Raw genomic sequence first — 21,043 nt, forward strand, 5'->3', positions numbered from 1 at the left:
AATAAAGTTAGGAGGTCTTTATTTAATGATTAAAGTATACACAGTCATCCTTAAACCCAACTTAAAATATCTCACTTTTTTATTAATTTTTAAAACTATGGATTGGAGCTGGAATTTGGCCACCTCGAGAGATGAAATCGACAGACGAAGCCCCGTTAACCTTCATCACTGGAGCTGTTCCTAGCAAGCCACCAAACTCAATCATATCGCCTTCTTTGCCCTTTGGAATAATACGGACAGCTGTTGTTTTCATATTAATGACACCGATTGCCGCCTCATCCGCAATCATCGCAGCAATAGTCTCAGCAGGCGTATCCTCTGGAATGGCGATCATGTCCAAACCAACTGAACAGATAGCTGTCATAGCCTCTAGTTTCTCTAAATTCAGAGAACCATTTTGCACTGCTGCAATCATTCCCTCATCTTCAGAAACAGGGATAAAAGCACCAGATAAGCCGCCAACCTGATTACAAGCCATGACACCACCTTTTTTAACTTGGTCATTGAGCAAGGCAAGCGCTGCTGTTGTTCCATGGGTACCAACTGTTTCCAAGCCCATCTCCTCCAGTACTCGAGCCACTGAGTCTCCAACTGCAGGAGTAGGCGCAAGACTTAGGTCGACAATTCCAAAGTCAACACCCAGTCTCTCGCTGGCCATCTGACCAACCAATTGACCGATACGAGTAATCTTAAAGGCTGTTTTCTTGACTGTTTCCGCTACTACATCAAAACTCTGACCACGAACTTTCTCCAAGGCGCGTTTGACAACACCAGGACCCGAAACCCCGACATTGATGATAACATCTGCTTCGCCAAGACCGTGGAAAGCCCCTGCCATAAAAGGATTGTCCTCAACAGCGTTAGCAAATACGACCAATTTGGCAGCTCCCATATCTGATAAGTTTGCTGTTGCCTTGATGATACGTCCCATATCTGCAACTGCAGTCATGTTGATACCTGACTTGGTTGAGCCAATATTGACAGACGAACAAACCTTGTCTGTCTCAGCTAGAGCACGGGGGATCGAATTGATGAGAATCTCATCTCCCTTTTGGTAGCCTTTTTGTACCAAGGCCGAAAAACCTCCGATAAAGTCAACACCAATCTCCTTAGCCGCCTTATCAAGTGCCTTTGCCAAAACGACATAGTCCGTCGCATCTGTCGCTGCTCCAATCAAGGAAATCGGAGTCACCGATACCCGTTTATTGACAATAGGAATCCCAAGTTCTGCAGCAATTTCATCTCCCACAGCCACTAGATTTGCAGCTTTAGTGGTGATTTTTTGGTAAATCTTTTCAGCAGCACGTTCAATATCTGGATCAATACAGTCCAAAAGGGAGATGCCCATGGTGATGGTTCTGATATCGAAGTTCTGCTCTTCGATCATGGCAATGGTTTCCGTAACTTGTCTAATATCCATGATGCCCTCCTAGATATTATACATAGCATCAAAAATCGCTGCACTTTGAATATTGATTTTAACATTCAAGGTCTGACCGAACGTTTCAAACTCATTTCGCAGATAAGTGAAATCCTGCTTTTCATCACTAGAAACGACTGCCATCATGGTAAAATACTCATCCAGTACTGTTTGAGAAATATCGTCAATATTTAAACCCAATTCTGCAATCTTAGTAGACACGCCTGCAACAATACCAGTCTTGTCCTTGCCAACCACTGTAATAATAGCCTTCATCTTTAGACTCCCATTCTACGATTATTAGAAAACCTGAACGTTTTTGATTTTCTTTTTCCTTAGTATAGCATATTTCCGTAAAAAATACTAAAAAACGCCTGCTTACGAAGTTGTTCTTAAACAAAAAACAATTTCGTAAACAAGCGTCTACCCTATCAAATGATGATGAGTGTTCCCGCTAGGACCGAAGTCCCAGCGGTAGACCAGAGCTAGACTAAGAGCACAAGACTCCATCATCATAACACTCAACAAAATTGATGATTTTATACTAATTCGATGATCGCCATTGGCGCAGCATCACCACGACGTGGTTCAGTCTTAAGGATACGAGTGTATCCACCGTTACGTTCAGCATAACGAGGTGCGATTTCTGAGAACAATTTTTGAAGTGCTGTAGTAGAAGTGTACTTATCAGTTGCTTCATCATAGTTTTCAGATGCGATTTCATTACGTACGAAAGCAGCTGCTTGACGACGTGCATGCAAATCACCACGTTTACCTAGAGTAATCATTTTTTCAACAGTTTTACGGATTTCTTTAGCACGAGCTTCTGTTGTCACGATTGATTCATTGATCAAAAGGTCAGTTGTCAAATCGCGAAGCATTGCTTTACGTTGTGAGCTAGTGCGTCCTAGTTTACGGTAAGCCATGTATTCCTCCTTTATTTATCTTTTAATCCAAGACCCAAGTCAATGAGTTTGAGTTTCACTTCTTCCAAACTCTTGCGTCCAAGATTTCGTACTTTCATCATCTCTGCTTCAGATTTTTCTGTTAAATCATGCACCGTATTGATACCGGCACGTTTCAAACAGTTGTATGAACGCACAGACAAGTCCAGTTCCTCAATCGTACGATCCAAAATACGATCGTCAGATTCAGTATCAGCTTCTTTCATCACTTCAGTTGACTTAGCAATCTCAGTAAGATTTGTAAACAAATCAAGATGTTCTGTCAAGATACGCGCTGAAAGCCCTAAAGCATCTTCTGGAATAATTGTTCCATTAGTCAAGATTTCAAGGGTTAATTTGTCAAATCCATCATTGCTACCTACACGAGCAGGCTCTACTTGATAGTTGACTTTTGTAACTGGTGTATAAATAGAATCTACAGCAAGTGTTCCAACTGGTGCATTATCTTTTTTGTTTTCATCAGCAGGTACATATCCACGACCACTGTTAACAGTCATTGTCGCTTTTAGAGAAGAACCTTCACCGATTGTAAAGAGATAATGATCTGGATTTACAATTTCAATATCACTGTCAGTCAAAATGTCTCCAGCTGTAATTTCAGCGGGACCTTCAACGTCAAGTTCAATGATTTTTTCGTCTTCAACGTATGATTTCACTGCAATCCCTTTAATGTTCAGAATGATTTGCATCACGTCTTCACGAACACCTGGAACTGTGTCGAACTCATGCAAGACACCTTCAATGTTGATAGATGTCACTGCTGCTCCCGGTAGAGAAGCTAGTAGTACACGACGAAGAGAGTTACCAAGAGTTGTACCGTAGCCACGTTCAAGTGGTTCGATTACAAACTTGCCATAATCTTTATTTTCATCAATTTTTGTTATATTTGGTTTTTCAAACTCAATCATTTAGTTACTCCCTCTTAAACGAAAAGCAGTGTAATGCGATGATTATACACGGCGACGTTTTGGAGGACGAGCACCATTGTGTGGCACTGGAGTCACATCACGAATTGCTGTTACTTCAAGACCAGCGGCAGCAAGCGCACGAATAGCTGACTCACGACCAGAACCTGGACCTTTTACAGTAACTTCAACTGATTTAAGACCGTGTTCTTGTGCAGATTTAGCAGCAGCTTCAGAAGCCATTTGAGCAGCGAATGGTGTAGATTTACGAGAACCTTTGAAACCAAGAGCACCAGCTGATGACCAAGCAATTGCATTACCATGCACATCAGTAATCATAACAATAGTGTTATTAAATGTAGCGTGAATATGAGCAATACCAGATTCGATATTCTTTTTCACACGACGTTTACGTGTTGGTTTAGCCAAGACTTTTACCTCCTATATTATTTTTTCTTACCAGCAATCGCAACAGCTTTACCTTTACGAGTGCGAGCGTTGTTTTTAGTGTTTTGTCCACGGACAGGAAGTCCACGACGGTGACGAATACCACGGTAAGAACCGATTTCCATCAAACGTTTGATGTTCAAGTTTACTTCACGACGAAGGTCACCTTCAACTTTGATTGCATCCACTTCACGACGGATAGCATCTTCTTGATCTGATGTAAGGTCACGTACACGAACATCTTCTGAGATTCCAGCAGCAGCCAAAATTTTCTTAGATGTTGCAAGTCCGATACCATAAACGTAAGTCAATGAGATTACTACGCGTTTGTCATTTGGAATGTCAACTCCAGCAATACGAGCCATGTTTTCTCCTTTCTATCTTATCCTTGACGTTGTTTGTGTTTTGGATTTGCTGGGCAAATTACCATAACACGACCATTACGACGAATTACTTTACAGTATTCGCAAATTGGTTTGACCGATGGTCTTACTTTCATTTCTTATCCCTCCAAGTTTTTCGATTATTTAAAGCGGTAAGTGATACGTCCACGTGTCAAGTCATATGGACTCATCTCGACAGTAACACGATCTCCCGCTAAAATACGAATATAGTTTTTACGAATTTTACCAGAAACTGTTGCTAAAATCTGATGTCCATTTTCAAGTTCAACCGTAAACATTGCGTTAGGCATTGTATCGACTACTTTGCCTTCAACTTCAATCACATCGTCTTTTGCCACGCAAAAGCACCTCCATAAATTTCGATTTGATGCCTCTAAACATAGAGACAACAATTATAAGTCAGACTATCTCAGTATAACATTTGTAGCGATTTTTTGCAAGTGCGAAAAACGCTTTATTTCAAATTTGTCAATACTTTTTCGATGTCTTTGAACACATCATTGATATCTTGATTTCCTTCGATATCGTGAACCAAACCTTTGGCACGGTAGTGAGCAATAATTGGTTCACCTTGTGCGATATTAACATCCAAACGACGCTTCACTGTCTCCGGTTTGTCATCTTCGCGTTGGTAGTAATCTTCTTCTTTGTAGTCAACTGGTGGGTTGAAAACTTTGTGGAAGGTTTCACCTGTTTCGCGGTGGATGATGCGGCCACTCAAACGTTCCAAGAGACAGTCTGGGTTCACTTCGATGTTGATCACACCTTCCAATTCGATACCAAGTTCAGCCAATGTTTTGTCCAAGGCATGCGCTTGTTCAATCGTACGTGGGTAACCATCCAACAAGAAACCTGTTTCTTTGATGTCGTCCTGAGAAAGGCGTTCTTTAACAATTCCATTTGTAACTTCATCTGGAACCAACTCACCTTTGTCGATGTATGACTTGGCAAGTACACCCATTTCAGTTTGATTTGCCATAGCAGCTCGGAACATATCGCCAGTTGAAATGTGTGCCACGTGGAATTGCTCCACAATTTTAGCTGCTTGCGTTCCCTTACCTGCTCCAGGTAAGCCCATAATCAAAAGATTCATGATAGGATCTCCTTATTTTGTATTTAAATAGAAGCAGAAATTCGTTTCAACCCCTATTTAAAAACAAAATATAAGAGGGGAGACGAAAGTCTCTCTGATAGGTAGACCTTCATACTCCACTCTCTAAGCAAAAGTAATTTTGCTTTTATTCTGTTTTGTCCATGAAACCAACATACTTACGTTTCAATAGGTAACCTTCTAACTGTTTGATTCCTTCGATACCAGTTGAGATAATGATCAAAAGACTAGTTCCCCCAAAAGCAACAGCTTCTGAAAGACCAAAGACATCTTTTGCCACAATCGGCAAGATTGAAATCACACCAAGGAAGATTGATCCGACAGTCGCAAGGCGACGAAGAAGTTTCGACATGAATTCTTCAGTACCCTTACCAGGACGGACACCATGAATGTAGGCTCCACTCTTTTGCAAGTTTTCTGCTGCTTTCTCTGGATTGATCTGTACAAATGTATAGAAGAATGTAAAGAGAATGATTAACAAGGCATACATAGCAACACCTGTCGGAGATGTTGTAGATAACATTTCCTGTGCTGTACGTACCCAAGCCCAATCATGACCTGTAGCACTCAAAAATTGAAGAATGGCTGCAGGTGCTGCTGTGATGGAACTTGCAAAGATAACTGGGATAACCCCCGCTGGGTTTACCTTCAATGGAAGGTATGAGCTTGATGGGGCTCCTTGAGCAACTTTTGTATATTGGATTGGAATTTTATATTCTGCCTGTTGAACATAGGTTGTAAAGTATACAATCAACAAGACAGCGATAATCAAAATAACGACAAAGATAATAGATGAAGTCAAACGGCTACTTGGGATATTGACGAAGTAGTCAACATAGATGCCTTTAATCATCTCAGGGATTGATGCGACAATACCTGCAAAGATGATCATAGAAACACCGTTTCCATATCCTTTATCCGTAATTTGTTCCCCAAGCCACGTTACAATCATACTACCTGCTGTGAGGATAATACCGATGGTAACAAAAACCTGTGGAGTTAAGGCTGTCGTTAATAATTTTGCTCCAGATAGAGTATTAAACCCTGCTGTGATACCGATAGATTGAACGAATGCAAGCACAAGTGCAATATATCGAGTAGCTTGGTTTAGTTTTCTCCGTCCCACTTCCCCTTGTTTGCCCCATTCTACAAACTTCGGTAAAATATCCATTTGTAGCAATTGAACAACGATGGAAGCAGTGATATACGGACTTACACCGAGTGCGAAAACGGAGAAGTTCTTCATGGCATTTCCTGAAACAAGACTAAGCATGTTCAAGAAAGATAAACCACTAAGAGCTTCTAAACTTTTTGCATTCACACCTGGAACAGTGATACTTGTCCCAATACGGAAAACAAGAATGATAAAAATCGTAAAGAGAATTTTTGATCGAACTTGTTTAACCTTGAGCGCTTCTTTTAATAATTTAAAAAACATGGGTCACCTCTCTTAGATGACTTCTACAGAACCACCTTTAGCAGTGATAGCTTCCTCAGCTGATTTAGAGAATTTAGCTGCTTTCACAGTCAATTTCTTAGTCAACTCACCGTTACCAAGAATTTTAACGCCTGATTTTTCAGCTTTCACAATTCCTGCTTCGATAAGCACAACTGGAGTTACTTCTGCACCGTCTTCAAAGACGTTGAGTTGGTCAAGGTTTACAATTGCGTATTCTTTAGCGTTGATGTTAGTGAATCCACGTTTTGGAAGACGACGGAACAATGGAGTTTGTCCACCTTCAAAACCAAGGCGAACTCCGCCACCGCTACGAGCTTTTTGACCTTTTTGACCGCGACCAGATGTTTTACCGTTACCAGATGAAGTACCACGACCAACACGGTTACGTACTTTACGAGAACCTTCTGCAGGTTTCAATTCATGAAGTTTCATTATTTTTTCTCCTCTTTTGTAAAATGCTAGCGCCGATAAGAGAGAAAAGGTTGTCTCCCTTATCAACTCGCCTATACATTCGTCATCTTAGATGACTATACCTAGTTTTAGGGGATGAGTATTGCCACATCCCCTAAAAATTCATTAGTTTACTTCTTCAACTGTTACCAAGTGAGATACTGCAGTGATCATACCACGGATAGCAGCGTTGTCTTCTTTGATAACAGAGCTGTTCAATTTGCCAAGTCCAAGTGCTACAACAGTTTTACGTTGTGATGGAATGCGTCCGATTGGAGACTTAGTCAAAGTAATTTTAATTTGAGCCATTTTATCCCCTTTCTTATGCCAAATCAGAAACTGAGATACCACGAAGGGCAGCAACTTCTTCAGCGCGTTTCAATTGTTTCAAACCTTCAACAGTTGCGCGAACAATGTTGATTGGAGTGTTAGAGCCAAGTGATTTAGATGTAATATCTGCCACACCTGCCAATTCCACAACGGCACGAACTGCACCACCAGCGGCAACTCCAGAACCTTCTACAGCAGGTTTCAACAATACTTTAGCTCCACCGAATTCTGAAAGAACTTCGTGAGGAATTGTTGTTCCAACCATAGGTACTTCAATCAAGTTTTTCTTAGCATCGTCTACTGCTTTACGGATTGCTTCTGGAACTTCTTGAGCTTTACCAGTACCAAATCCTACGCGACCATTGTGGTCACCAACAACAACAAGAGCTGCGAAACGAAGACGACGTCCACCTTTAACAACTTTTGTAACACGGTTGACAGCAACTACGCGTTCTTCAAATTCAACTGCATTGTCTTTAAATGCCATTTTCTAGTGTCCTCCTATTAGAATTTCAATCCGTTTTCACGAGCTGCATCAGCCAAAGCTTTCACACGTCCGTGATATAGATATCCACCGCGGTCGAACACCACTTCTGAAATACCTTTAGCACTTGCACGTTCTGCAACGAGTTTACCGACAGCAACGGCTTGTTCAGTTTTAGTTCCTTTTGAAACTTCTTTGTCAAGAGTTGAAGCACTTGCGAGCGTTACACCCGCTACGTCATCAATCACTTGAGCGTAGATGCCTGTATTAGAACGGAATACGTTCAAACGTGGGCGATCAGCAGTTCCAGAGAGTTTTCCGCGAACGCGACGGTGGCGTTTTTGGCGGAGTTTGTTTTTATCTGGTTTAGAAATCACAGTTTTCACCTCTTTAGTTTTAAATCGTGTGCTATGCACAAAGTTGGAAAATAAGTCGATGGTTGAAAATCAACCACTCAACATTATTTACCTGTTTTACCTTCTTTAAGACGAACGTATTCGCCAACGTAACGGATACCTTTACCTTTATATGGTTCTGGTGAGCGAAGGCTACGTACGTAAGCAGCTGTTTGACCAACTACTTCTTTTGAAATTCCGCTGATAGCAATTGTTGTTGGGTTTGGAAGTTCAAAAGTAATTCCTTCTGGAGCTTCAACTTCGTCTGGATGAGATTTACCTACAGCCAAAACAAGTTTGTTTCCTTGAAGTTGTGCACGGTAACCAACCCCACGCATTTCAAGTACTTTCTTGAATCCTTCTGATACACCAACAACCATGTTGTTCAAAAGGGCACGAGTAGTTCCGTGGATTGTTTTCATTTCTTTTGAATCGTTTGGACGGTGAAGAGTTACTTCAGTACCTTCCACACAGATTTCAATATCTTTTGAGAACTCACGAGTAAGTTCTCCTTTAGGTCCTTTTACAGTTACTACGTTGTCATTGTTAGTGATTTCAACACCAGCAGGCAACACGATAACTTTATTACCAATACGTGACATGTTTTTATTCTCCTGTTAAATTGTCAGGCCATTACAGCCAGTTTTCACGGGGTTAAAGATACTTGTTTAGTTCAAGAGCTGAACTGAACACGCTCTAACGAGCTTTGTATCTTGATTAGAGTTCGAGCTAAGAATTTGGTGAAAAAGATAAGTTTGTCTTGGAGCATCGCTCCTGCTACAAACTTCCTATTTTCACTGCATTCTTTTAACGCTCTCACATCATCAATTACCAAACGTAAGCGATAACTTCTCCACCAACATTCTTTTGGCGTGCTTCTTTATCAGTAAGCAAACCTTCAGAAGTTGAAAGGATAGCAATTCCAAGTCCGTTAAGAACTTTTGGAAGATCTTCACGTTTTTTGTAGACACGAAGTCCTGGTTTAGAAACACGTTTCAAGTTAGTGATAACTTTTTCACCGTTTGGTCCGTATTTAAGGAATACACGGATGATGCCTTGTTTGTCATCTTCGATGATTTCTACGTTCTTAACAAAACCTTCGCGTTTAAGGATTTCAGCAATCCCTTTTTTGATGTTTGATGCAGGTACTTCAAGTACTTCGTGTTTCGCTTGGTTAGCGTTACGAATACGAGTTAGGAAGTCTGCGATTGGGTCAGTCATAACCATTTTGTTATTCTCCTCTTACTAGTAGTTTGCAAGTCGCACTTGCTAGTTAATACATGATACAAAGAGCGTAACAGCAAGAGCAAAAATAGGCAATTTGATGAAGGAGCGATGCTCCAAAGAAAATTGGTCTTTTTTGCCAAAGCTGTAGCTCGTGTTCAAATTGGAAAGCCCAACTGAACCCGGGCTAAACTCTGTGTGAAAAAGATAAACTTTCCTAGAAACTTTAGTTTCTTCGTCAAGTTTCCTATTTTCACTTGGAGTTTTGACGCCCTTGATATCTTAAATTACCAAGATGCTTTTGTTACACCAGGAATTTGTCCTTTGTAAGCTAATTCACGGAAGCAAACACGGCAAAGTTTAAATTTGCGGTAAACTGAATGTGGACGACCACATTTTTCACAACGAGTATAAGCTTGAGTAGAGAACTTCGCTGGACGTTTGTTCTTAGCAATCATTGATTTTTTAGCCATTAGATTTACCTCCTATATTATTTTGCAAAAGGCATTCCAAGGCCTGTAAGCAATGCACGTGACTCTTCGTCAGTGTTAGCAGTTGTTACGATAACGATGTCAAGACCACGAGTTTTGTCAACGTCATCGAAGTTGATTTCTGGGAAGATCAATTGTTCTTTCACACCAAGTGTGTAGTTTCCGCGTCCATCAAATGATTTTGTTGGAACACCGTGGAAGTCACGTACACGTGGAAGTGAAACTGAAACCAATTTGTCCAAGAATTCGTACATACGTTCACCACGAAGGGTAACTTTTGCACCGATCGCTACACCTTCACGAAGACGGAAGCCGGCGATTGATTTTTTAGCTTTAGTGATAAGTGGTTTTTGACCTGAGATAAGCGCCAATTCTTCAGCAGCTTTTTCAAGGCTTTTAGCGTTTGATACAGCTTCACCAACACCCATGTTCAAAACGATCTTATCTACTTTAGGCACAGCCATCACTGATGAGTAGTTGAATTGTTCTGTCAAAGCAGGAACTACTTCATTAAGATATTTTTCTTTTAAACGATTTGCCATTATACTTCTCCTTTCCTTCGTGATTAATCAAGCACTTCGCCTGATTTTTTGTTGTAGCGAACTTTTTTACCGTCTACAAATTTGTAACCAACACGACCAGCTACACCATTTTTGTCCAAAACTTGAACGTTTGATACGTGGATAGCTGCTTCTTTCTCGATGATACCACCTTGAGGAAGTTCGTTAGTTGGACGTTGGTGTTTCTTAACGATGTTGACACCTTCAACGATAACTTTGTTTACTTTTGGAAGGGCAGTAAGGACAACAGCTTCTGTTCCCTTATCTTTACCAGCGATTACGCGAACTTTGTCGCCTTTTTTTACAAACATTAGGTTTCTCCTTGATTTTTCTTACGCCCATAAGGGCACCCTAGCTTGAAGCTAGGGGACTAGTTTGTTTCTAAAAATTAAAGTACTTCTGGAGCAAGTGACACGATCTTCATGAAGCCACCTTCACGCAATTCGCGTGCAACTGGGCCAAAGATACGTGTTCCGCGAGGAGTTTTGTCTTCACGGATGATAACTGCTGCGTTTTCGTCAAATTTGATGTATGAACCATCAGCACGACGAGCACCTGATCTAGTACGAACGATAACAGCTTTTACAACGTCACCTTTTTTAACCGCACCACCAGGAGTAGCTTGTTTTACAGATGCCACGATAACATCACCGATGTTTGCAAATTTACGTCCTGAACCACCAAGAACTTTGATAGTCAAGATTTCGCGCGCACCGCTGTTGTCTGCGACTTTCAAACGAGTTTCTGTTTGAATCATTTCAGTTTTCTCCTTTCAGGTTTGATTAGATGATGACCGCTTCTTCAACAACTTCTACAAGACGGAAACGTTTTGTAGCTGAAAGCGGACGAGTTTCCATGATACGTACGATATCGCCTTCTTTGGCAACATTGTTTTCATCATGTGCTTTGTATTTTTTAGAGTAGTTAATACGTTTACCATAGACTGGGTGGTTACGTTTTGTTTCAACTACAACTGTGATTGTCTTGTCCATTTTGTCAGATACAACACGTCCAACAAGAACTTTACGATTATTGCGTTCCATTGAAATTTCTCCTTCCCTAGTCTATTATTTCGCTTCAGATTGAACTGTTTTGATACGAGCGATTTGTTTTTTAACTTCTTTCAAGCGAGCTGTTTGTTCCAATTGACCAGTAGCAGCTTGGAAACGAAGTTCAAACAATTCTTTTTTCAATTCGTTTTCGCGCTTCGCGAGTTCTTCTTGAGAAAGACCACGAAGTTCTTTAACAAATTCTTTTACTTCATTAAGTTTCATGCCTTCTCCTTATTCTGCTTCACGTTTTACGAATTTACATTTAACTGGCAATTTGTGGCTTGCAAGACGAAGCGCTTCGCGAGCGATCTCTTCAGATACACCAGCAACTTCAAACATCACTTTACCACGTTTAACTGGTGCTACCCAACCTTCAGGCGCCCCTTTACCAGATCCCATACGCACACCGATAGCTTTAGCAGTGTATGATTTGTGTGGGAAGATTTTAATCCAAACTTTACCACCACGTTTCATGTAACGAGTCATGGCGATACGAGCAGCTTCGATTTGGCGGTTAGTGATCCAGTGGCTAGTTGTAGCTTGAAGACCGTATTCACCGAATGCTACTTCTTTTCCACCTTTTGCTTCACCGCGCATTTTTCCACGGAATTCACGACGGTGTTTAACACGTTTAGGTACTAACATCGGTTATTTACCTCCTTTAGTGTTTTTACGAGCTGGAAGAACTTCACCACGGTAGATCCATACTTTAACACCAAGTTTACCGTATGTAGTATCTGCTTCTTCCCAAGCGTAATCGATATCTGCACGAAGTGTGTGAAGTGGAACAGTTCCTTCAGAGTATCCTTCAGCACGGGCGATATCTGCACCGTTCAAACGACCTGATACTTGAGTTTTGATTCCTTTAGCTCCAGCACGCATTGCACGTTGGATTGCTTGTTTTTGTGCACGACGGAAAGCGACACGTTGCTCTAATTGACGAGCAATTCCTTCACCTACAAGGTGAGCATCCAAATCAGGTTGTTTGATTTCGATGATGTTGATGTGTACTTGTTTTCCAGTCAATTTGTTAAGTTTTGCACGGAGTGCATCAACGTTAGCACCACCTTTACCGATAACCATACCTGGTTTAGCAGTGTGAAGTGAAACGTTAACTTTGTTTACTGCGCGTTCGATTTCGATAGTTGAAACCGCTGCGTCAGCTAGTTCTTTTTGAACGAATTTACGGATTGCAAGATCTTCATGAAGGTAATCCGCGTATTCTTTTTCAGCATACCATTTGGCATCCCAATCACGGATGATGCCGACACGCATACCAATTGGATGTACTTTTTGACCCACGATGTTACCTCCTTATTTTTCTGCAACAGCCACAGTGATGTGAGCTGTACGTTTGTTGATTGGTGAAGCTGAACCTTTCGCACGTGGACGGAAACGTTTCATAGTTGGTCCTTCGTTTGCGAATGCTTCAGATACTACCAAGTTAGCTTTATCCAAACCAAAGTTGTTTTCAGCGTTAGCTACAGCTGAGTTCAAAACTTTCAAGATGATTTCAGCAGCTTTGTTTGGAGTGAATGTCAAGATTGCAATAGCATCGGCTACGCTTTTACCACGGATATTGTCAAGAACAAGACGTGATTTACGAGGTGAAACACGTACTGTACGAGCCATTGCTTTAGCTGAAGTAATTTCTGCCATTTATGTTCTCCTTATTTTCTACGTGTTTTCTTGTCGTCTGCAGCGTGACCTTTGTAAGTACGAGTTGGTGCAAATTCACCAAGCTTGTGACCTACCATGTCTTCTTGGATGTAAACAGGTACGTGTTTACGTCCGTCATAAACTGCGATAGTGTAACCAATGAAACTTGGGAAGATCGTTGAACGACGTGACCAAGTTTTGATAACTTTTTTCTTTTCGTCGTTAGCTTGAGCTTCAACTTTTTTCATCAAATGCTCATCGACGAAAGGTCCTTTTTTAAGACTGCGTCCCATTTTATTTTTTCTCCTTTAAATGTTGTACCACAGCGGCTTGCGCTCACATGGAGCGCTACCGAGCTGGCGGATTATCTAGCGCTTATGCGACTAGTTTTAAATTATTTCTCGTTGCGACGACGAACGATAAGTTTGTCAGATTTCGCTTTCTTGTTACGAGTTTTAAGACCAAGAGCAGGTTTGCCCCATGGAGTAGATGGCGCTTTACGACCAACTGGTGCTTTACCTTCACCACCACCGTGTGGGTGATCGTTAGGGTTCATTACAGAACCACGAACTGTTGGGCGGATACCTTTCCAACGGCTGCGTCCTGCTTTACCAAGGTTAACAAGTCCATGTTGTTCGTTTCCGACAACACCAACTGTTGCACGACAAGTTCCAAGAATCATACGAACTTCGCCAGATTGAAGACGAACAAGAACGTATTTACCTTCTTGACCCAATACTTGAGCAGAAGCTCCAGCTGCACGCACCAATTCTCCACCACGACCTGGTTTCAACTCGATGTTGTGGATCAAAGTACCAACTGGGATGTTAGCAAGCGGAAGAGCGTTTCCGACTTTGATATCTGCTTCTGGACCTGAAACGATGCGTTGACCAACTTCAAGACCTTTTGGAGCGATGATGTATGCTTTCACACCGTCAGTGTAGTGTACAAGAGCGATGTTTGCAGAACGGTTTGGATCGTACTCGATTGTTTTAACAACAGCTTCAACGTTGTCTTTGTTACGTTTGAAGTCAACCAAACGGTAGAAACGTTTGTGTCCACCACCTTGGTGACGAACAGTGATACGACCGTTGTTGTTACGACCAGCCTGTTTCTTCAAAGCAACAAGCAATGATTTTTCAGGAGTGCTTGTTGTGATTTCAGCGAAATCCAAAGAAGTCATATTACGGCGACCGTTTGTTGTTGGTTTATAAACACGAATTCCCACGATATTTCCTCCTTAGATTATTCAGCTTCAGCAGCGAACAACTCGATTGCTTTTGAATCAGCTGTAAGTGTGATGATAGCTTTTTTAGTTTTGTTAGTAAAACCAGTGTAACGTCCAACACGTTTAGCTTTTGGTTTTACGTTGATTGTGTTAACATTGGCAACTTTAACACCTTCGAAAGCAGCTTCAACAGCTTGCTTGATCAAAAGTTTGTGTGCACGAGTGTCAACTTCAAATACATATTTTCCTGCTTCAAGTTGAGCCATTGAGCTTTCAGTGATAACAGGTTTTTTGATAACATCATACAAATTCATTATGCAAGAACCTCCTCGATTTTAGAGATAGCTGCTTGTGTGACAAGAAGTTTGTCGCTATTTGCGATGTCAAGAACACTTGCAGTTGTAGCAGTTGCAACTTTCACGTTTGGAAGGTTACGAGCTGAAAGAGCTGCGAATTCATTTCCTTCTTCAAGGATAACAAGAACTTTAGAATCGATGCTCAATGCTGCAAGAACTTTTGCAAATTCAGCAGTTTTTGGAGCTGTAAATGAAAGAGCGTCTACAGCTACGAATTTGTTTTCAGCAACTTTTTCAGAATAAACTGATTTAAGAGCTAGGCGACGAACTTTTTGTGGAAGTTTGTAGCCGTATGAACGTGGAGTTGGTCCGAAGACAACGCCACCACCACGCCATTGTGGTGAGCGGATAGAACCTTGACGAGCACGTCCAGTTCCTTTTTGACGCCATGGTTTGCGTCCACCACCTGATACTGCAGAGCGGTTTTTAACAGCGTGTGTTCCTTGACGAAGGCTTGCGCGTTGGCTGATGATCACATCAAACACAACTGATTCATTTGGTTCAATACCAAATACTGCATCGTTAAGAACAACTTGGCCAGCTTCTTTACCAGTTTGGTCAAATAATGTTACGTTTGCCATTGTGACTGATTTCCCCTTTCTTTATTATTTACCAGCTTTAACTGCTGATTTGATAGTGATAAGAGATTTCTTAGCACCTGGTACGTTACCTTTGATAAGGATAACGTTCTTTTCTGGAACAACTTGTACAACTTCAAGGTTTTGAATTGTTACGCGGTCGCCACCCATGCGTCCTGCAAGGTTTTTACCTTTGAATACGCGGTTAGGTGCAACAGGTCCCATAGAACCTGGACGACGGTGGTAACGAGAACCGTGAGCCATTGGTCCACGTGATTGTCCGTGGCGTTTGATAACACCTTGGAAACCTTTACCTTTAGAAGTACCAGTTACGTCAACAACGTCTCCAGCTGCGAATGTTTCAACTGTGATTTCAGCACCAACTTCCAAGCCTTCAACGTTTTTGAATTCACGAATGAAGCGCTTAGGAGCCGTGTTAGCTTTCGCTACATGTCCTTTAGCAGGTTTGTTGCTCAATACTTCGCGTTTGTCATCGAAACCAACTTGGATAGCGTTGTATCCGTCTGTTTCAACAGTTTTAACTTGAAGAACAACGTTTGGAGTTGCTTCAATAACTGTTACAGGGATCAATTCGCCAGCTTCAGTGAAGATTTGAGTCATTCCCACTTTTTTCCCTAAGATTCCTTTTGTCATGAGAAAATAGTTCCTTTTCTATATTTTTATTCAAAAAGTTTTTAACGAGCGTTTTTCATGCTCAAGGTTTCAAACTTTGGATTAAAGCTTGATTTCTACGTTTACACCACTTGGAAGATCCAATTTCATCAAAGCATCAACTGTTTTTTGAGTTGGGTTAACGATATCGATCAAACGTTTGTGTGTACGCATTTCAAATTGTTCGCGAGAGTCTTTGTATTTGTGAGTCGCACGAATAATTGTGTAGAGGCTACGCTCAGTTGGAAGTGGGATTGGACCCGCAACTTGTGCACCTGTACGAGTAGCTGATTCTACGATTTTTGCAGCCGCTGTGTCAAGCGTACGGTGTTCGTAAGCTTTCAAACGGATACGGATTTTTTTGTTTGCCATCTTTTTCTCCTTTTCGTCTATCTAAGATAATAGGCTAGCTCCACAAGAAAACCGACGCGCGTTGCGTGGCAATGCAACCGAGCGTGTCGCAACCTCTTGCATCAAAGCTAAGGCTGTAATTTACAGCACCATAATAGAATAACACAAAGCCCCTGCGATTGCAAGGGATTTGTTAGGTTTTTTTCGTTTTTTTGGGATGAAACTGTTTTCCTATTTCATCTTCCTATGACTACTGATTTACGACCTTAAAATTTAGTCTTTTCTTCTATATAATATGAGTCATTTTGATCTTGAATTTATCTTCCGATTGATCCACTAAGATATCTGCTTTAGACTCGGTTTCTCTGTAGTATTGCAGATACTGCTCCCGTCTCATTTGATGGCTAGCTAGTATAAAGGAAGCATCGCGATTTCTCATAGTTGTATCTCGAGCTAGGCGCCTCTTTAATTCGGTCTCCTCATCCGTGTAGAAACAGACAGTTTTGTCAAAGAGTTCCTTGGGTAGAAAGCCCACAGACATCCCTTCAACAATCAGAATCGGTTTTGCTCCAGACAAGATTTCACTAGCCTTCCAAGGTTCATCGATTGTTAAGACATCCATTCCTGCCTGCAAGGCGAGAATATCTCTCTGCAAACTTGCCAGTTCATGAGCCACTGGCAGACAAGCTGTCACCTTTTGATCAGGTGCTTGCTTTGGTATTACCAAGTGACGTTCTGAAGTGATATAGGGATCTGTTTCTAGTAAATTTACTTTTGTGGAATCTAAAGCTTGGTACAATTCCTGTGCAAAGGTTGATTTACCTGAAGCCCCATGACCGTAAATCCCCAGCGTCCTAACCCTTCCCGTTTCAATCTCTGAAACCAGTTGTCCTATCAGGTCTTTTTTCTTCATTTTTTCTTCATTCTCTCTTCACCTGTTCATAGCTTTCTTTTCCGTCATTGAGCTTATCCCAAATCACCACTTGCCCACTTTTGAGAGATTTTTGCACATCGATAATCCGTTGATTAGAAGACCCTCGAAACTGGAGCATGAGATTACGCTTGCTTTTGTCATAACGACCATCGACAAGGATGTCAATCAGCGACAAGAGTTCCAGTTTATCTGGAGTCTCCAGCATCATTTCTTCCCACGTGTAGCCCGTCCAGGACCAGATGTCTTTGTCTGGCAATTCCTTTCGAATACGTTTAACGAGCGGCAAGAGAATACCCGTATTAAGAAAGGGCTCTCCTCCTAGTAGGGTCAATCCTTGAACATAGGGTTGGGCAAGGTCTTCCATGATTTGTTCTTCTAACTCTGCCGTATAAGGAATGCCTGCGTTGAAAGACCAAGTCGCAACATTATAGCACCCCTCGCAGTGAAACATGCAACCTGATACATAGAGAGAGTTGCGCACACCTTCTCCATCGACAAAGTTAAAGGCCTTGTAATCAATGATTCGCCCTTTACTAAGCTCCTCACTTTTCCATTCACCTGGTTTTGGTGTATTCCATGTCATCCTTCTACTCCAAATCTATCCAGTAACGTTCTACGCCATTGCGAACATCCTCAAAGAGTCCGCCATTTGCCACAATCACCGCCCTACTAGCAGGATTTTCCGTACTACAGGTCACAAGTGCTTTTTTGATGTTCTTTTCCTTAGCAACTTGTAGACCTTGTCGGAGGGATTCTTTGGCATAACCCTTACCTCTTTCAGATGGGCGGATGGAATAGCCGATATGGCCAGCATGATTCAGCAAGCCCTCATTTAATCTCAGCCGTAGATTCAAAAATCCTAGAGCATGGCCTGCTACTTCAAAACTAACCAGCTGGATAGCAGGAACCCAGTTTTCAGGAATATTGAGTCCCGCTTCCGCTTGAAGATTTTCTTCTAGCCACTCTTCATAAACAAAATTGTTGGCGTTCCAAAACCCACCATCATGAGGGGACTGTGCTTGTTCAAACTCTGCCATCATCTCTAAAACTGTTTCTTTATCTGCTAATCTTGGTCTACGTAATTCCATCCTTACCTCCCGCTAAGAGAAAAGCGAGAGCGAACTCTCACTTTTATTTTTTCTTGTTCTTGTTTAAAAACTGTTCTCTGAGGTTGAGCAAGCGTTCTTTTTTACCTACTCCACCTTTCGAGTGTTTCTCGTGATAACGGGTCACTTGTGCGCGTCCCTTATCGTCTAATTGGTATTTCCCCATTCCATTTCCTTCTAATTTGTTACTTCATGTCCGGCTGTTTTAATGGTTGAACCATTCATGTGTTTGACACGCGCAGCGATTTCCTTGTGGCGTCCATTAACCATCGGACGCGCTTGAGGATTTCCCAGATAGCCACACGTACGTTTGACCACATCTACTGTTTTAGGGTCGCTATTGCCACAGTTGGGACAAGCAAATCCTCGCTCAGTTGGTTCAAAATCCCCTTCAAAGTCACACTTGTAGCAACGATCAATCGGAGTATTGGTCCCTAGATAACCGACACGGTCATAGGCATAGTCCCAGACAGCTTCCAGGGCCTTAGGATTTTGTTGAAGAACTGGATACTCACAATAGTGGATAAAGCCTCCTGAAGCACCTGCTTCTGGGTAAACTTTTTCAAAATCTAGTTTTTCAAACGGTGTTGGATTTTTACGAACATCATAGTGGAAAGAGTTGGTGTAGTATTCCTTGTCTGTAATATCCGGAATTGAGCCGAACTTATCTGTATCCAAGCGACAGAAACGGTCTGTCAGACTTTCAGACGGTGTTGAGTAGATAGAGAAATGGTAATCATATTGATCTGACCACTCTTCTACACGTCGTTTCATATCACGAATGATGTCAAGCGTGAATTCCTTGGCTTCTGGATTGCTTTCCCAGCTATTACCAAAGAAGACCGTCGCCACTTCATACAAACCGATATAACCTAGAGAAATAGTCGCACGACGATTCTTGAAGAGTTGGTCTACACTTTCTTCTTTTCCGAGACGGCGGCCGAAGGCTCCATACTGATAAAGGATAGGGGCATTTGCTGGTGTTGCTTCCTTGGTTCGTTCGACACGGTAAACCAGAGCATCCTCCGCGATGTTCATTCGCTCGTTGAAGATTTCCCAGAACTTGTTCAAGTCACCTTCGGACTCGAGAGCGATACGAGGCAGATTGACTGTCACAACACCTAGGTTCATCCGACCTGAATTGACCTCGACACCATTCTCATCCTTCCATCCTTGGAGGAAAGAACGGCAGCCCATAGGAACCTTGAAGGAGCCTGTCAGCTCGATAATCTTATCATAGGACAAGACATCAGGGTACATCCGCTTGGTTGCACACTCGAGGGCCAACTGTTTGATGTCGTAGTTAGGTGAACCTTCTTCTAAGTTAAGTCCTCTTTTTAGCGTAAAGATGAGTTTAGGGAAGATGGCTGTTCGATGTTCTGAACCAAGACCCTTGATACGAATGGTCAAAATAGCTTTTTGAATTTCACGCTCAAAACGATTGGTTCCCAGACCAAAACCTAGCGAAGTAAAAGGTGTTTGGCCATTTGAAGTGAAGAGAGTGTTGATTTCATACTCGAGAGATTGCATGGCATCGTAGATGTCCTTTTGCGTTTTCTTCCAAGCGTAATCTTCCCGTTTTTCGGGCAAGACCCACTCTTCCGCATCCTTGAGGTGCTTCTGGTAATTCTTCTCTGCATAAGGAGCCAAGACTTCATCGATACGGTCAGCTGAACAGCCCCCGTACTGGCTAGAAGCAACGTTGGCGATGATTTGGGAAATCTGAGCTGTCGCAGTCTGGATAGACTTGGGACTCTCTACCTCCGCATTTCCAATCTTAAAACCATTTTCCAACATGCCTTTAAAATCAATCAAACAGCAGTTGGTCATAGGAGTGTAGGGGCTGTAGTCCAAGTCATGATAGTGGATATCCCCTTTTTGGTGAGCATTGGCTACGTGCTTAGGGAGCATTTGCAGCCCGATTGATTTTCCCACAATCCCTGCTGTCAAATCACGCTGGGTATTAAAGACATCACTGTCTTTATTGGCATTTTCATTGACAACTGCCTGATCTTTATTAAGAAGCTTATGAATGCTGAAGTTGATATCCGTTGCTTTTGAGCGCTCAAAATCCCTTTGTGTCCGATAAGTGATATACTCCTCAGCCAAGGCATATTCTTTGGCTTCAAGGAGTTCATGTTCTACGACATTCTGAATTTCGTAAATCTTGACACCTTGAGGGAAGCGACTGTGAATTTCAGTGACGATTCTTTCAACCAGACCGTTTAGGCGTTTTTCTACTAGAGGCGTAAGGTCCATAACTTTTTCTGCCGCCTTGTGGAGAGCCTTGTCAATCTTGTCTACATCAAACACTACACGTCTACCATCTCGTTTTTCAACGAACAAGGTGGGAACGGTTGCAAGCTTTTCTTCTAATACAATCATATCCATGCTCTTTTCTAAAATATTGTTGAATTGTTTATATTCAGTATTATACCACTCTAAAAATAAAAATCAATATC

The 21,043-nt window shown here is 41.8% G+C and carries 36 protein-coding genes; all 36 read right to left on the reverse strand.

Translation table 11 applies throughout. The annotated features are described in order from the left end of the window. Positions 1–82 precede the first annotated feature (82 nt). Positions 83–1,420: a PFL family protein gene (locus MK409_RS05815; RefSeq protein ID WP_268705656.1), complete on the reverse strand. Its 1,338-nt coding sequence runs from the start codon at positions 1,418–1,420 to the stop codon at positions 83–85. A gap of 9 nt (positions 1,421–1,429) precedes the next feature. After that, positions 1,430–1,696 (reverse strand): ACT domain-containing protein, encoded by a 267-nt coding sequence (locus MK409_RS05820; protein ID WP_000644135.1) that lies wholly within the window; start codon positions 1,694–1,696, stop codon positions 1,430–1,432. A gap of 263 nt (positions 1,697–1,959) precedes the next feature. Then, a complete protein-coding gene (gene rplQ, locus MK409_RS05825; RefSeq protein WP_000331493.1) occupies positions 1,960–2,346 on the reverse strand; it encodes a 50S ribosomal protein L17 in 387 nt (128 codons plus the stop codon). A gap of 11 nt (positions 2,347–2,357) precedes the next feature. Continuing rightward, on the reverse strand, positions 2,358–3,293 hold the full coding sequence (locus tag MK409_RS05830; protein ID WP_000568993.1) for a DNA-directed RNA polymerase subunit alpha: 936 nt from the start codon (positions 3,291–3,293) through the stop codon (positions 2,358–2,360). A gap of 42 nt (positions 3,294–3,335) precedes the next feature. Beyond that, positions 3,336–3,719 (reverse strand): 30S ribosomal protein S11, encoded by a 384-nt coding sequence (gene rpsK / locus MK409_RS05835; protein ID WP_001118385.1) that lies wholly within the window; start codon positions 3,717–3,719, stop codon positions 3,336–3,338. Positions 3,720–3,736: 17 nt separating this feature from the next. Beyond that, positions 3,737–4,102: a 30S ribosomal protein S13 gene (rpsM, locus tag MK409_RS05840; RefSeq protein ID WP_000090781.1), complete on the reverse strand. Its 366-nt coding sequence runs from the start codon at positions 4,100–4,102 to the stop codon at positions 3,737–3,739. A gap of 17 nt (positions 4,103–4,119) precedes the next feature. After that, positions 4,120–4,236: a 50S ribosomal protein L36 gene (gene rpmJ / locus MK409_RS05845; RefSeq protein WP_001808836.1), complete on the reverse strand. Its 117-nt coding sequence runs from the start codon at positions 4,234–4,236 to the stop codon at positions 4,120–4,122. Positions 4,237–4,260: 24 nt separating this feature from the next. Further along, a complete protein-coding gene (gene infA, locus MK409_RS05850; RefSeq protein WP_001029883.1) occupies positions 4,261–4,479 on the reverse strand; it encodes a translation initiation factor IF-1 in 219 nt (72 codons plus the stop codon). A 116-nt stretch (positions 4,480–4,595) separates the two neighbouring features. Continuing rightward, the gene (locus MK409_RS05855) at positions 4,596–5,234 is read right to left on the reverse strand and encodes an adenylate kinase (RefSeq protein WP_001050433.1); all 639 of its coding nucleotides are present in this window, start codon (positions 5,232–5,234) and stop codon (positions 4,596–4,598) included. 145 nt (positions 5,235–5,379) lie between these two features. Further along, positions 5,380–6,690: a preprotein translocase subunit SecY gene (gene secY / locus MK409_RS05860; protein WP_000465387.1), complete on the reverse strand. Its 1,311-nt coding sequence runs from the start codon at positions 6,688–6,690 to the stop codon at positions 5,380–5,382. A 12-nt stretch (positions 6,691–6,702) separates the two neighbouring features. Continuing rightward, positions 6,703–7,143, reverse strand: coding sequence for a 50S ribosomal protein L15 (gene rplO, locus MK409_RS05865; RefSeq protein ID WP_000766089.1), 441 nt, complete (start codon positions 7,141–7,143; stop codon positions 6,703–6,705). Positions 7,144–7,287: 144 nt separating this feature from the next. Next, positions 7,288–7,470 carry a 50S ribosomal protein L30 gene (gene rpmD / locus MK409_RS05870; RefSeq protein WP_000057241.1) on the reverse strand — a complete coding sequence of 61 codons (183 nt, stop codon included), beginning with the start codon at positions 7,468–7,470 and terminating at the stop codon, positions 7,288–7,290. Positions 7,471–7,483: 13 nt separating this feature from the next. Beyond that, positions 7,484–7,978 (reverse strand): 30S ribosomal protein S5, encoded by a 495-nt coding sequence (gene rpsE / locus MK409_RS05875; protein WP_000874196.1) that lies wholly within the window; start codon positions 7,976–7,978, stop codon positions 7,484–7,486. A gap of 17 nt (positions 7,979–7,995) precedes the next feature. Further along, positions 7,996–8,352, reverse strand: coding sequence for a 50S ribosomal protein L18 (rplR, locus tag MK409_RS05880; RefSeq protein WP_004251098.1), 357 nt, complete (start codon positions 8,350–8,352; stop codon positions 7,996–7,998). Between the two features lie 83 nt (positions 8,353–8,435). Next, entirely contained in the window at positions 8,436–8,972 is a 537-nt protein-coding gene (gene rplF / locus MK409_RS05885) for a 50S ribosomal protein L6 (RefSeq protein ID WP_268705657.1), read from the reverse strand. A gap of 226 nt (positions 8,973–9,198) precedes the next feature. Beyond that, on the reverse strand, positions 9,199–9,597 hold the full coding sequence (gene rpsH, locus MK409_RS05890; protein WP_000245504.1) for a 30S ribosomal protein S8: 399 nt from the start codon (positions 9,595–9,597) through the stop codon (positions 9,199–9,201). Positions 9,598–9,881: 284 nt separating this feature from the next. Beyond that, on the reverse strand, positions 9,882–10,067 hold the full coding sequence (locus tag MK409_RS05895) for a type Z 30S ribosomal protein S14 (protein WP_001085697.1): 186 nt from the start codon (positions 10,065–10,067) through the stop codon (positions 9,882–9,884). Positions 10,068–10,084: 17 nt separating this feature from the next. After that, positions 10,085–10,627, reverse strand: a complete 543-nt coding sequence (rplE, locus tag MK409_RS05900; RefSeq protein WP_000013542.1) for a 50S ribosomal protein L5 — start codon at positions 10,625–10,627, stop codon at positions 10,085–10,087. A gap of 23 nt (positions 10,628–10,650) precedes the next feature. Then, complete coding sequence (gene rplX, locus MK409_RS05905; protein ID WP_000497691.1) at positions 10,651–10,956, reverse strand: 50S ribosomal protein L24; 306 nt, start codon at positions 10,954–10,956, stop codon at positions 10,651–10,653. A 77-nt stretch (positions 10,957–11,033) separates the two neighbouring features. Then, on the reverse strand, positions 11,034–11,402 hold the full coding sequence (rplN, locus tag MK409_RS05910) for a 50S ribosomal protein L14 (protein WP_268705658.1): 369 nt from the start codon (positions 11,400–11,402) through the stop codon (positions 11,034–11,036). 25 nt (positions 11,403–11,427) lie between these two features. Further along, positions 11,428–11,688: a 30S ribosomal protein S17 gene (gene rpsQ / locus MK409_RS05915; protein ID WP_000440801.1), complete on the reverse strand. Its 261-nt coding sequence runs from the start codon at positions 11,686–11,688 to the stop codon at positions 11,428–11,430. 24 nt (positions 11,689–11,712) lie between these two features. Next, positions 11,713–11,919: a 50S ribosomal protein L29 gene (gene rpmC / locus MK409_RS05920; RefSeq protein ID WP_000772918.1), complete on the reverse strand. Its 207-nt coding sequence runs from the start codon at positions 11,917–11,919 to the stop codon at positions 11,713–11,715. A 9-nt stretch (positions 11,920–11,928) separates the two neighbouring features. Next, complete coding sequence (rplP, locus tag MK409_RS05925; protein WP_000960948.1) at positions 11,929–12,342, reverse strand: 50S ribosomal protein L16; 414 nt, start codon at positions 12,340–12,342, stop codon at positions 11,929–11,931. Positions 12,343–12,345: 3 nt separating this feature from the next. Continuing rightward, on the reverse strand, positions 12,346–12,999 hold the full coding sequence (gene rpsC, locus MK409_RS05930; RefSeq protein ID WP_000529936.1) for a 30S ribosomal protein S3: 654 nt from the start codon (positions 12,997–12,999) through the stop codon (positions 12,346–12,348). A 12-nt stretch (positions 13,000–13,011) separates the two neighbouring features. Continuing rightward, complete coding sequence (gene rplV / locus MK409_RS05935) at positions 13,012–13,356, reverse strand: 50S ribosomal protein L22 (protein ID WP_000818137.1); 345 nt, start codon at positions 13,354–13,356, stop codon at positions 13,012–13,014. 11 nt (positions 13,357–13,367) lie between these two features. Beyond that, positions 13,368–13,649, reverse strand: a complete 282-nt coding sequence (gene rpsS, locus MK409_RS05940) for a 30S ribosomal protein S19 (protein ID WP_000533766.1) — start codon at positions 13,647–13,649, stop codon at positions 13,368–13,370. A gap of 101 nt (positions 13,650–13,750) precedes the next feature. Continuing rightward, a complete protein-coding gene (gene rplB / locus MK409_RS05945) occupies positions 13,751–14,584 on the reverse strand; it encodes a 50S ribosomal protein L2 (protein ID WP_000512904.1) in 834 nt (277 codons plus the stop codon). 17 nt (positions 14,585–14,601) lie between these two features. After that, positions 14,602–14,898, reverse strand: a complete 297-nt coding sequence (locus tag MK409_RS05950) for a 50S ribosomal protein L23 (RefSeq protein ID WP_001055347.1) — start codon at positions 14,896–14,898, stop codon at positions 14,602–14,604. After that, complete coding sequence (gene rplD, locus MK409_RS05955; protein ID WP_000024537.1) at positions 14,898–15,521, reverse strand: 50S ribosomal protein L4; 624 nt, start codon at positions 15,519–15,521, stop codon at positions 14,898–14,900. The genes MK409_RS05950 and rplD overlap by 1 nt, the downstream gene beginning before the upstream one ends. A gap of 24 nt (positions 15,522–15,545) precedes the next feature. Further along, the gene (gene rplC, locus MK409_RS05960; RefSeq protein WP_000160197.1) at positions 15,546–16,172 is read right to left on the reverse strand and encodes a 50S ribosomal protein L3; all 627 of its coding nucleotides are present in this window, start codon (positions 16,170–16,172) and stop codon (positions 15,546–15,548) included. 81 nt (positions 16,173–16,253) lie between these two features. After that, a complete protein-coding gene (gene rpsJ, locus MK409_RS05965; RefSeq protein WP_001284513.1) occupies positions 16,254–16,562 on the reverse strand; it encodes a 30S ribosomal protein S10 in 309 nt (102 codons plus the stop codon). A gap of 265 nt (positions 16,563–16,827) precedes the next feature. Next, a complete protein-coding gene (locus MK409_RS05970) occupies positions 16,828–17,454 on the reverse strand; it encodes a uridine kinase family protein (RefSeq protein ID WP_268705659.1) in 627 nt (208 codons plus the stop codon). A gap of 7 nt (positions 17,455–17,461) precedes the next feature. Further along, the gene (nrdG, locus tag MK409_RS05975; RefSeq protein WP_000220159.1) at positions 17,462–18,058 is read right to left on the reverse strand and encodes an anaerobic ribonucleoside-triphosphate reductase activating protein; all 597 of its coding nucleotides are present in this window, start codon (positions 18,056–18,058) and stop codon (positions 17,462–17,464) included. 4 nt (positions 18,059–18,062) lie between these two features. Beyond that, entirely contained in the window at positions 18,063–18,563 is a 501-nt protein-coding gene (locus tag MK409_RS05980) for a GNAT family N-acetyltransferase (protein ID WP_268705660.1), read from the reverse strand. A gap of 43 nt (positions 18,564–18,606) precedes the next feature. Beyond that, on the reverse strand, positions 18,607–18,747 hold the full coding sequence (locus MK409_RS05985; protein ID WP_000521629.1) for a hypothetical protein: 141 nt from the start codon (positions 18,745–18,747) through the stop codon (positions 18,607–18,609). Positions 18,748–18,758: 11 nt separating this feature from the next. After that, positions 18,759–20,966 carry an anaerobic ribonucleoside-triphosphate reductase gene (gene nrdD / locus MK409_RS05990; RefSeq protein ID WP_268705661.1) on the reverse strand — a complete coding sequence of 736 codons (2,208 nt, stop codon included), beginning with the start codon at positions 20,964–20,966 and terminating at the stop codon, positions 18,759–18,761. Between the last annotated feature and the right edge of the window lie 77 nt (positions 20,967–21,043).

Origin of the sequence: Streptococcus oralis, assembly GCF_026782375.1 — a bacterium.
Taxonomy (GTDB): domain Bacteria; phylum Bacillota; class Bacilli; order Lactobacillales; family Streptococcaceae; genus Streptococcus; species Streptococcus oralis_CL.

Bases quoted from the DNA above. Each gene is read 5' to 3' on its own strand.
- MK409_RS05815 (WP_268705656.1), bottom strand. From the start codon at position 1,420: ATGGATATTAGACAAGTTACGGAAACCATTGCCATGATCGAAGAGCAG.
- MK409_RS05820 (WP_000644135.1), bottom strand. From the start codon at position 1,696: ATGAAGGCTATTATTACAGTGGTTGGCAAGGACAAGACTGGTATTGTT.
- rplQ (WP_000331493.1), bottom strand. From the start codon at position 2,346: ATGGCTTACCGTAAACTAGGACGCACTAGCTCACAACGTAAAGCAATG.
- MK409_RS05830 (WP_000568993.1), bottom strand. From the start codon at position 3,293: ATGATTGAGTTTGAAAAACCAAATATAACAAAAATTGATGAAAATAAA.
- rpsM (WP_000090781.1), bottom strand. From the start codon at position 4,102: ATGGCTCGTATTGCTGGAGTTGACATTCCAAATGACAAACGCGTAGTA.
- rpmJ (WP_001808836.1), bottom strand. From the start codon at position 4,236: ATGAAAGTAAGACCATCGGTCAAACCAATTTGCGAATACTGTAAAGTA.
- MK409_RS05855 (WP_001050433.1), bottom strand. From the start codon at position 5,234: ATGAATCTTTTGATTATGGGCTTACCTGGAGCAGGTAAGGGAACGCAA.
- secY (WP_000465387.1), bottom strand. From the start codon at position 6,690: ATGTTTTTTAAATTATTAAAAGAAGCGCTCAAGGTTAAACAAGTTCGA.
- rplO (WP_000766089.1), bottom strand. From the start codon at position 7,143: ATGAAACTTCATGAATTGAAACCTGCAGAAGGTTCTCGTAAAGTACGT.
- rpmD (WP_000057241.1), bottom strand. From the start codon at position 7,470: ATGGCTCAAATTAAAATTACTTTGACTAAGTCTCCAATCGGACGCATT.
- rpsE (WP_000874196.1), bottom strand. From the start codon at position 7,978: ATGGCATTTAAAGACAATGCAGTTGAATTTGAAGAACGCGTAGTTGCT.
- rplF (WP_268705657.1), bottom strand. From the start codon at position 8,972: ATGTCACGTATTGGTAATAAAGTTATCGTGTTGCCTGCTGGTGTTGAA.
- rpsH (WP_000245504.1), bottom strand. From the start codon at position 9,597: ATGGTTATGACTGACCCAATCGCAGACTTCCTAACTCGTATTCGTAAC.
- MK409_RS05895 (WP_001085697.1), bottom strand. From the start codon at position 10,067: ATGGCTAAAAAATCAATGATTGCTAAGAACAAACGTCCAGCGAAGTTC.
- rplE (WP_000013542.1), bottom strand. From the start codon at position 10,627: ATGGCAAATCGTTTAAAAGAAAAATATCTTAATGAAGTAGTTCCTGCT.
- rplX (WP_000497691.1), bottom strand. From the start codon at position 10,956: ATGTTTGTAAAAAAAGGCGACAAAGTTCGCGTAATCGCTGGTAAAGAT.
- rplN (WP_268705658.1), bottom strand. From the start codon at position 11,402: ATGATTCAAACAGAAACTCGTTTGAAAGTCGCAGACAACAGCGGTGCG.
- rpsQ (WP_000440801.1), bottom strand. From the start codon at position 11,688: ATGGAACGCAATAATCGTAAAGTTCTTGTTGGACGTGTTGTATCTGAC.
- rpmC (WP_000772918.1), bottom strand. From the start codon at position 11,919: ATGAAACTTAATGAAGTAAAAGAATTTGTTAAAGAACTTCGTGGTCTT.
- rplP (WP_000960948.1), bottom strand. From the start codon at position 12,342: ATGTTAGTACCTAAACGTGTTAAACACCGTCGTGAATTCCGTGGAAAA.
- rplV (WP_000818137.1), bottom strand. From the start codon at position 13,356: ATGGCAGAAATTACTTCAGCTAAAGCAATGGCTCGTACAGTACGTGTT.
- rpsS (WP_000533766.1), bottom strand. From the start codon at position 13,649: ATGGGACGCAGTCTTAAAAAAGGACCTTTCGTCGATGAGCATTTGATG.
- MK409_RS05950 (WP_001055347.1), bottom strand. From the start codon at position 14,898: ATGAATTTGTATGATGTTATCAAAAAACCTGTTATCACTGAAAGCTCA.
- rplD (WP_000024537.1), bottom strand. From the start codon at position 15,521: ATGGCAAACGTAACATTATTTGACCAAACTGGTAAAGAAGCTGGCCAA.
- rplC (WP_000160197.1), bottom strand. From the start codon at position 16,172: ATGACAAAAGGAATCTTAGGGAAAAAAGTGGGAATGACTCAAATCTTC.
- rpsJ (WP_001284513.1), bottom strand. From the start codon at position 16,562: ATGGCAAACAAAAAAATCCGTATCCGTTTGAAAGCTTACGAACACCGT.
- MK409_RS05970 (WP_268705659.1), bottom strand. From the start codon at position 17,454: ATGAAGAAAAAAGACCTGATAGGACAACTGGTTTCAGAGATTGAAACG.
- nrdG (WP_000220159.1), bottom strand. From the start codon at position 18,058: ATGACATGGAATACACCAAAACCAGGTGAATGGAAAAGTGAGGAGCTT.
- MK409_RS05980 (WP_268705660.1), bottom strand. From the start codon at position 18,563: ATGGAATTACGTAGACCAAGATTAGCAGATAAAGAAACAGTTTTAGAG.
- MK409_RS05985 (WP_000521629.1), bottom strand. From the start codon at position 18,747: ATGGGGAAATACCAATTAGACGATAAGGGACGCGCACAAGTGACCCGT.
- nrdD (WP_268705661.1), bottom strand. From the start codon at position 20,966: ATGATTGTATTAGAAGAAAAGCTTGCAACCGTTCCCACCTTGTTCGTT.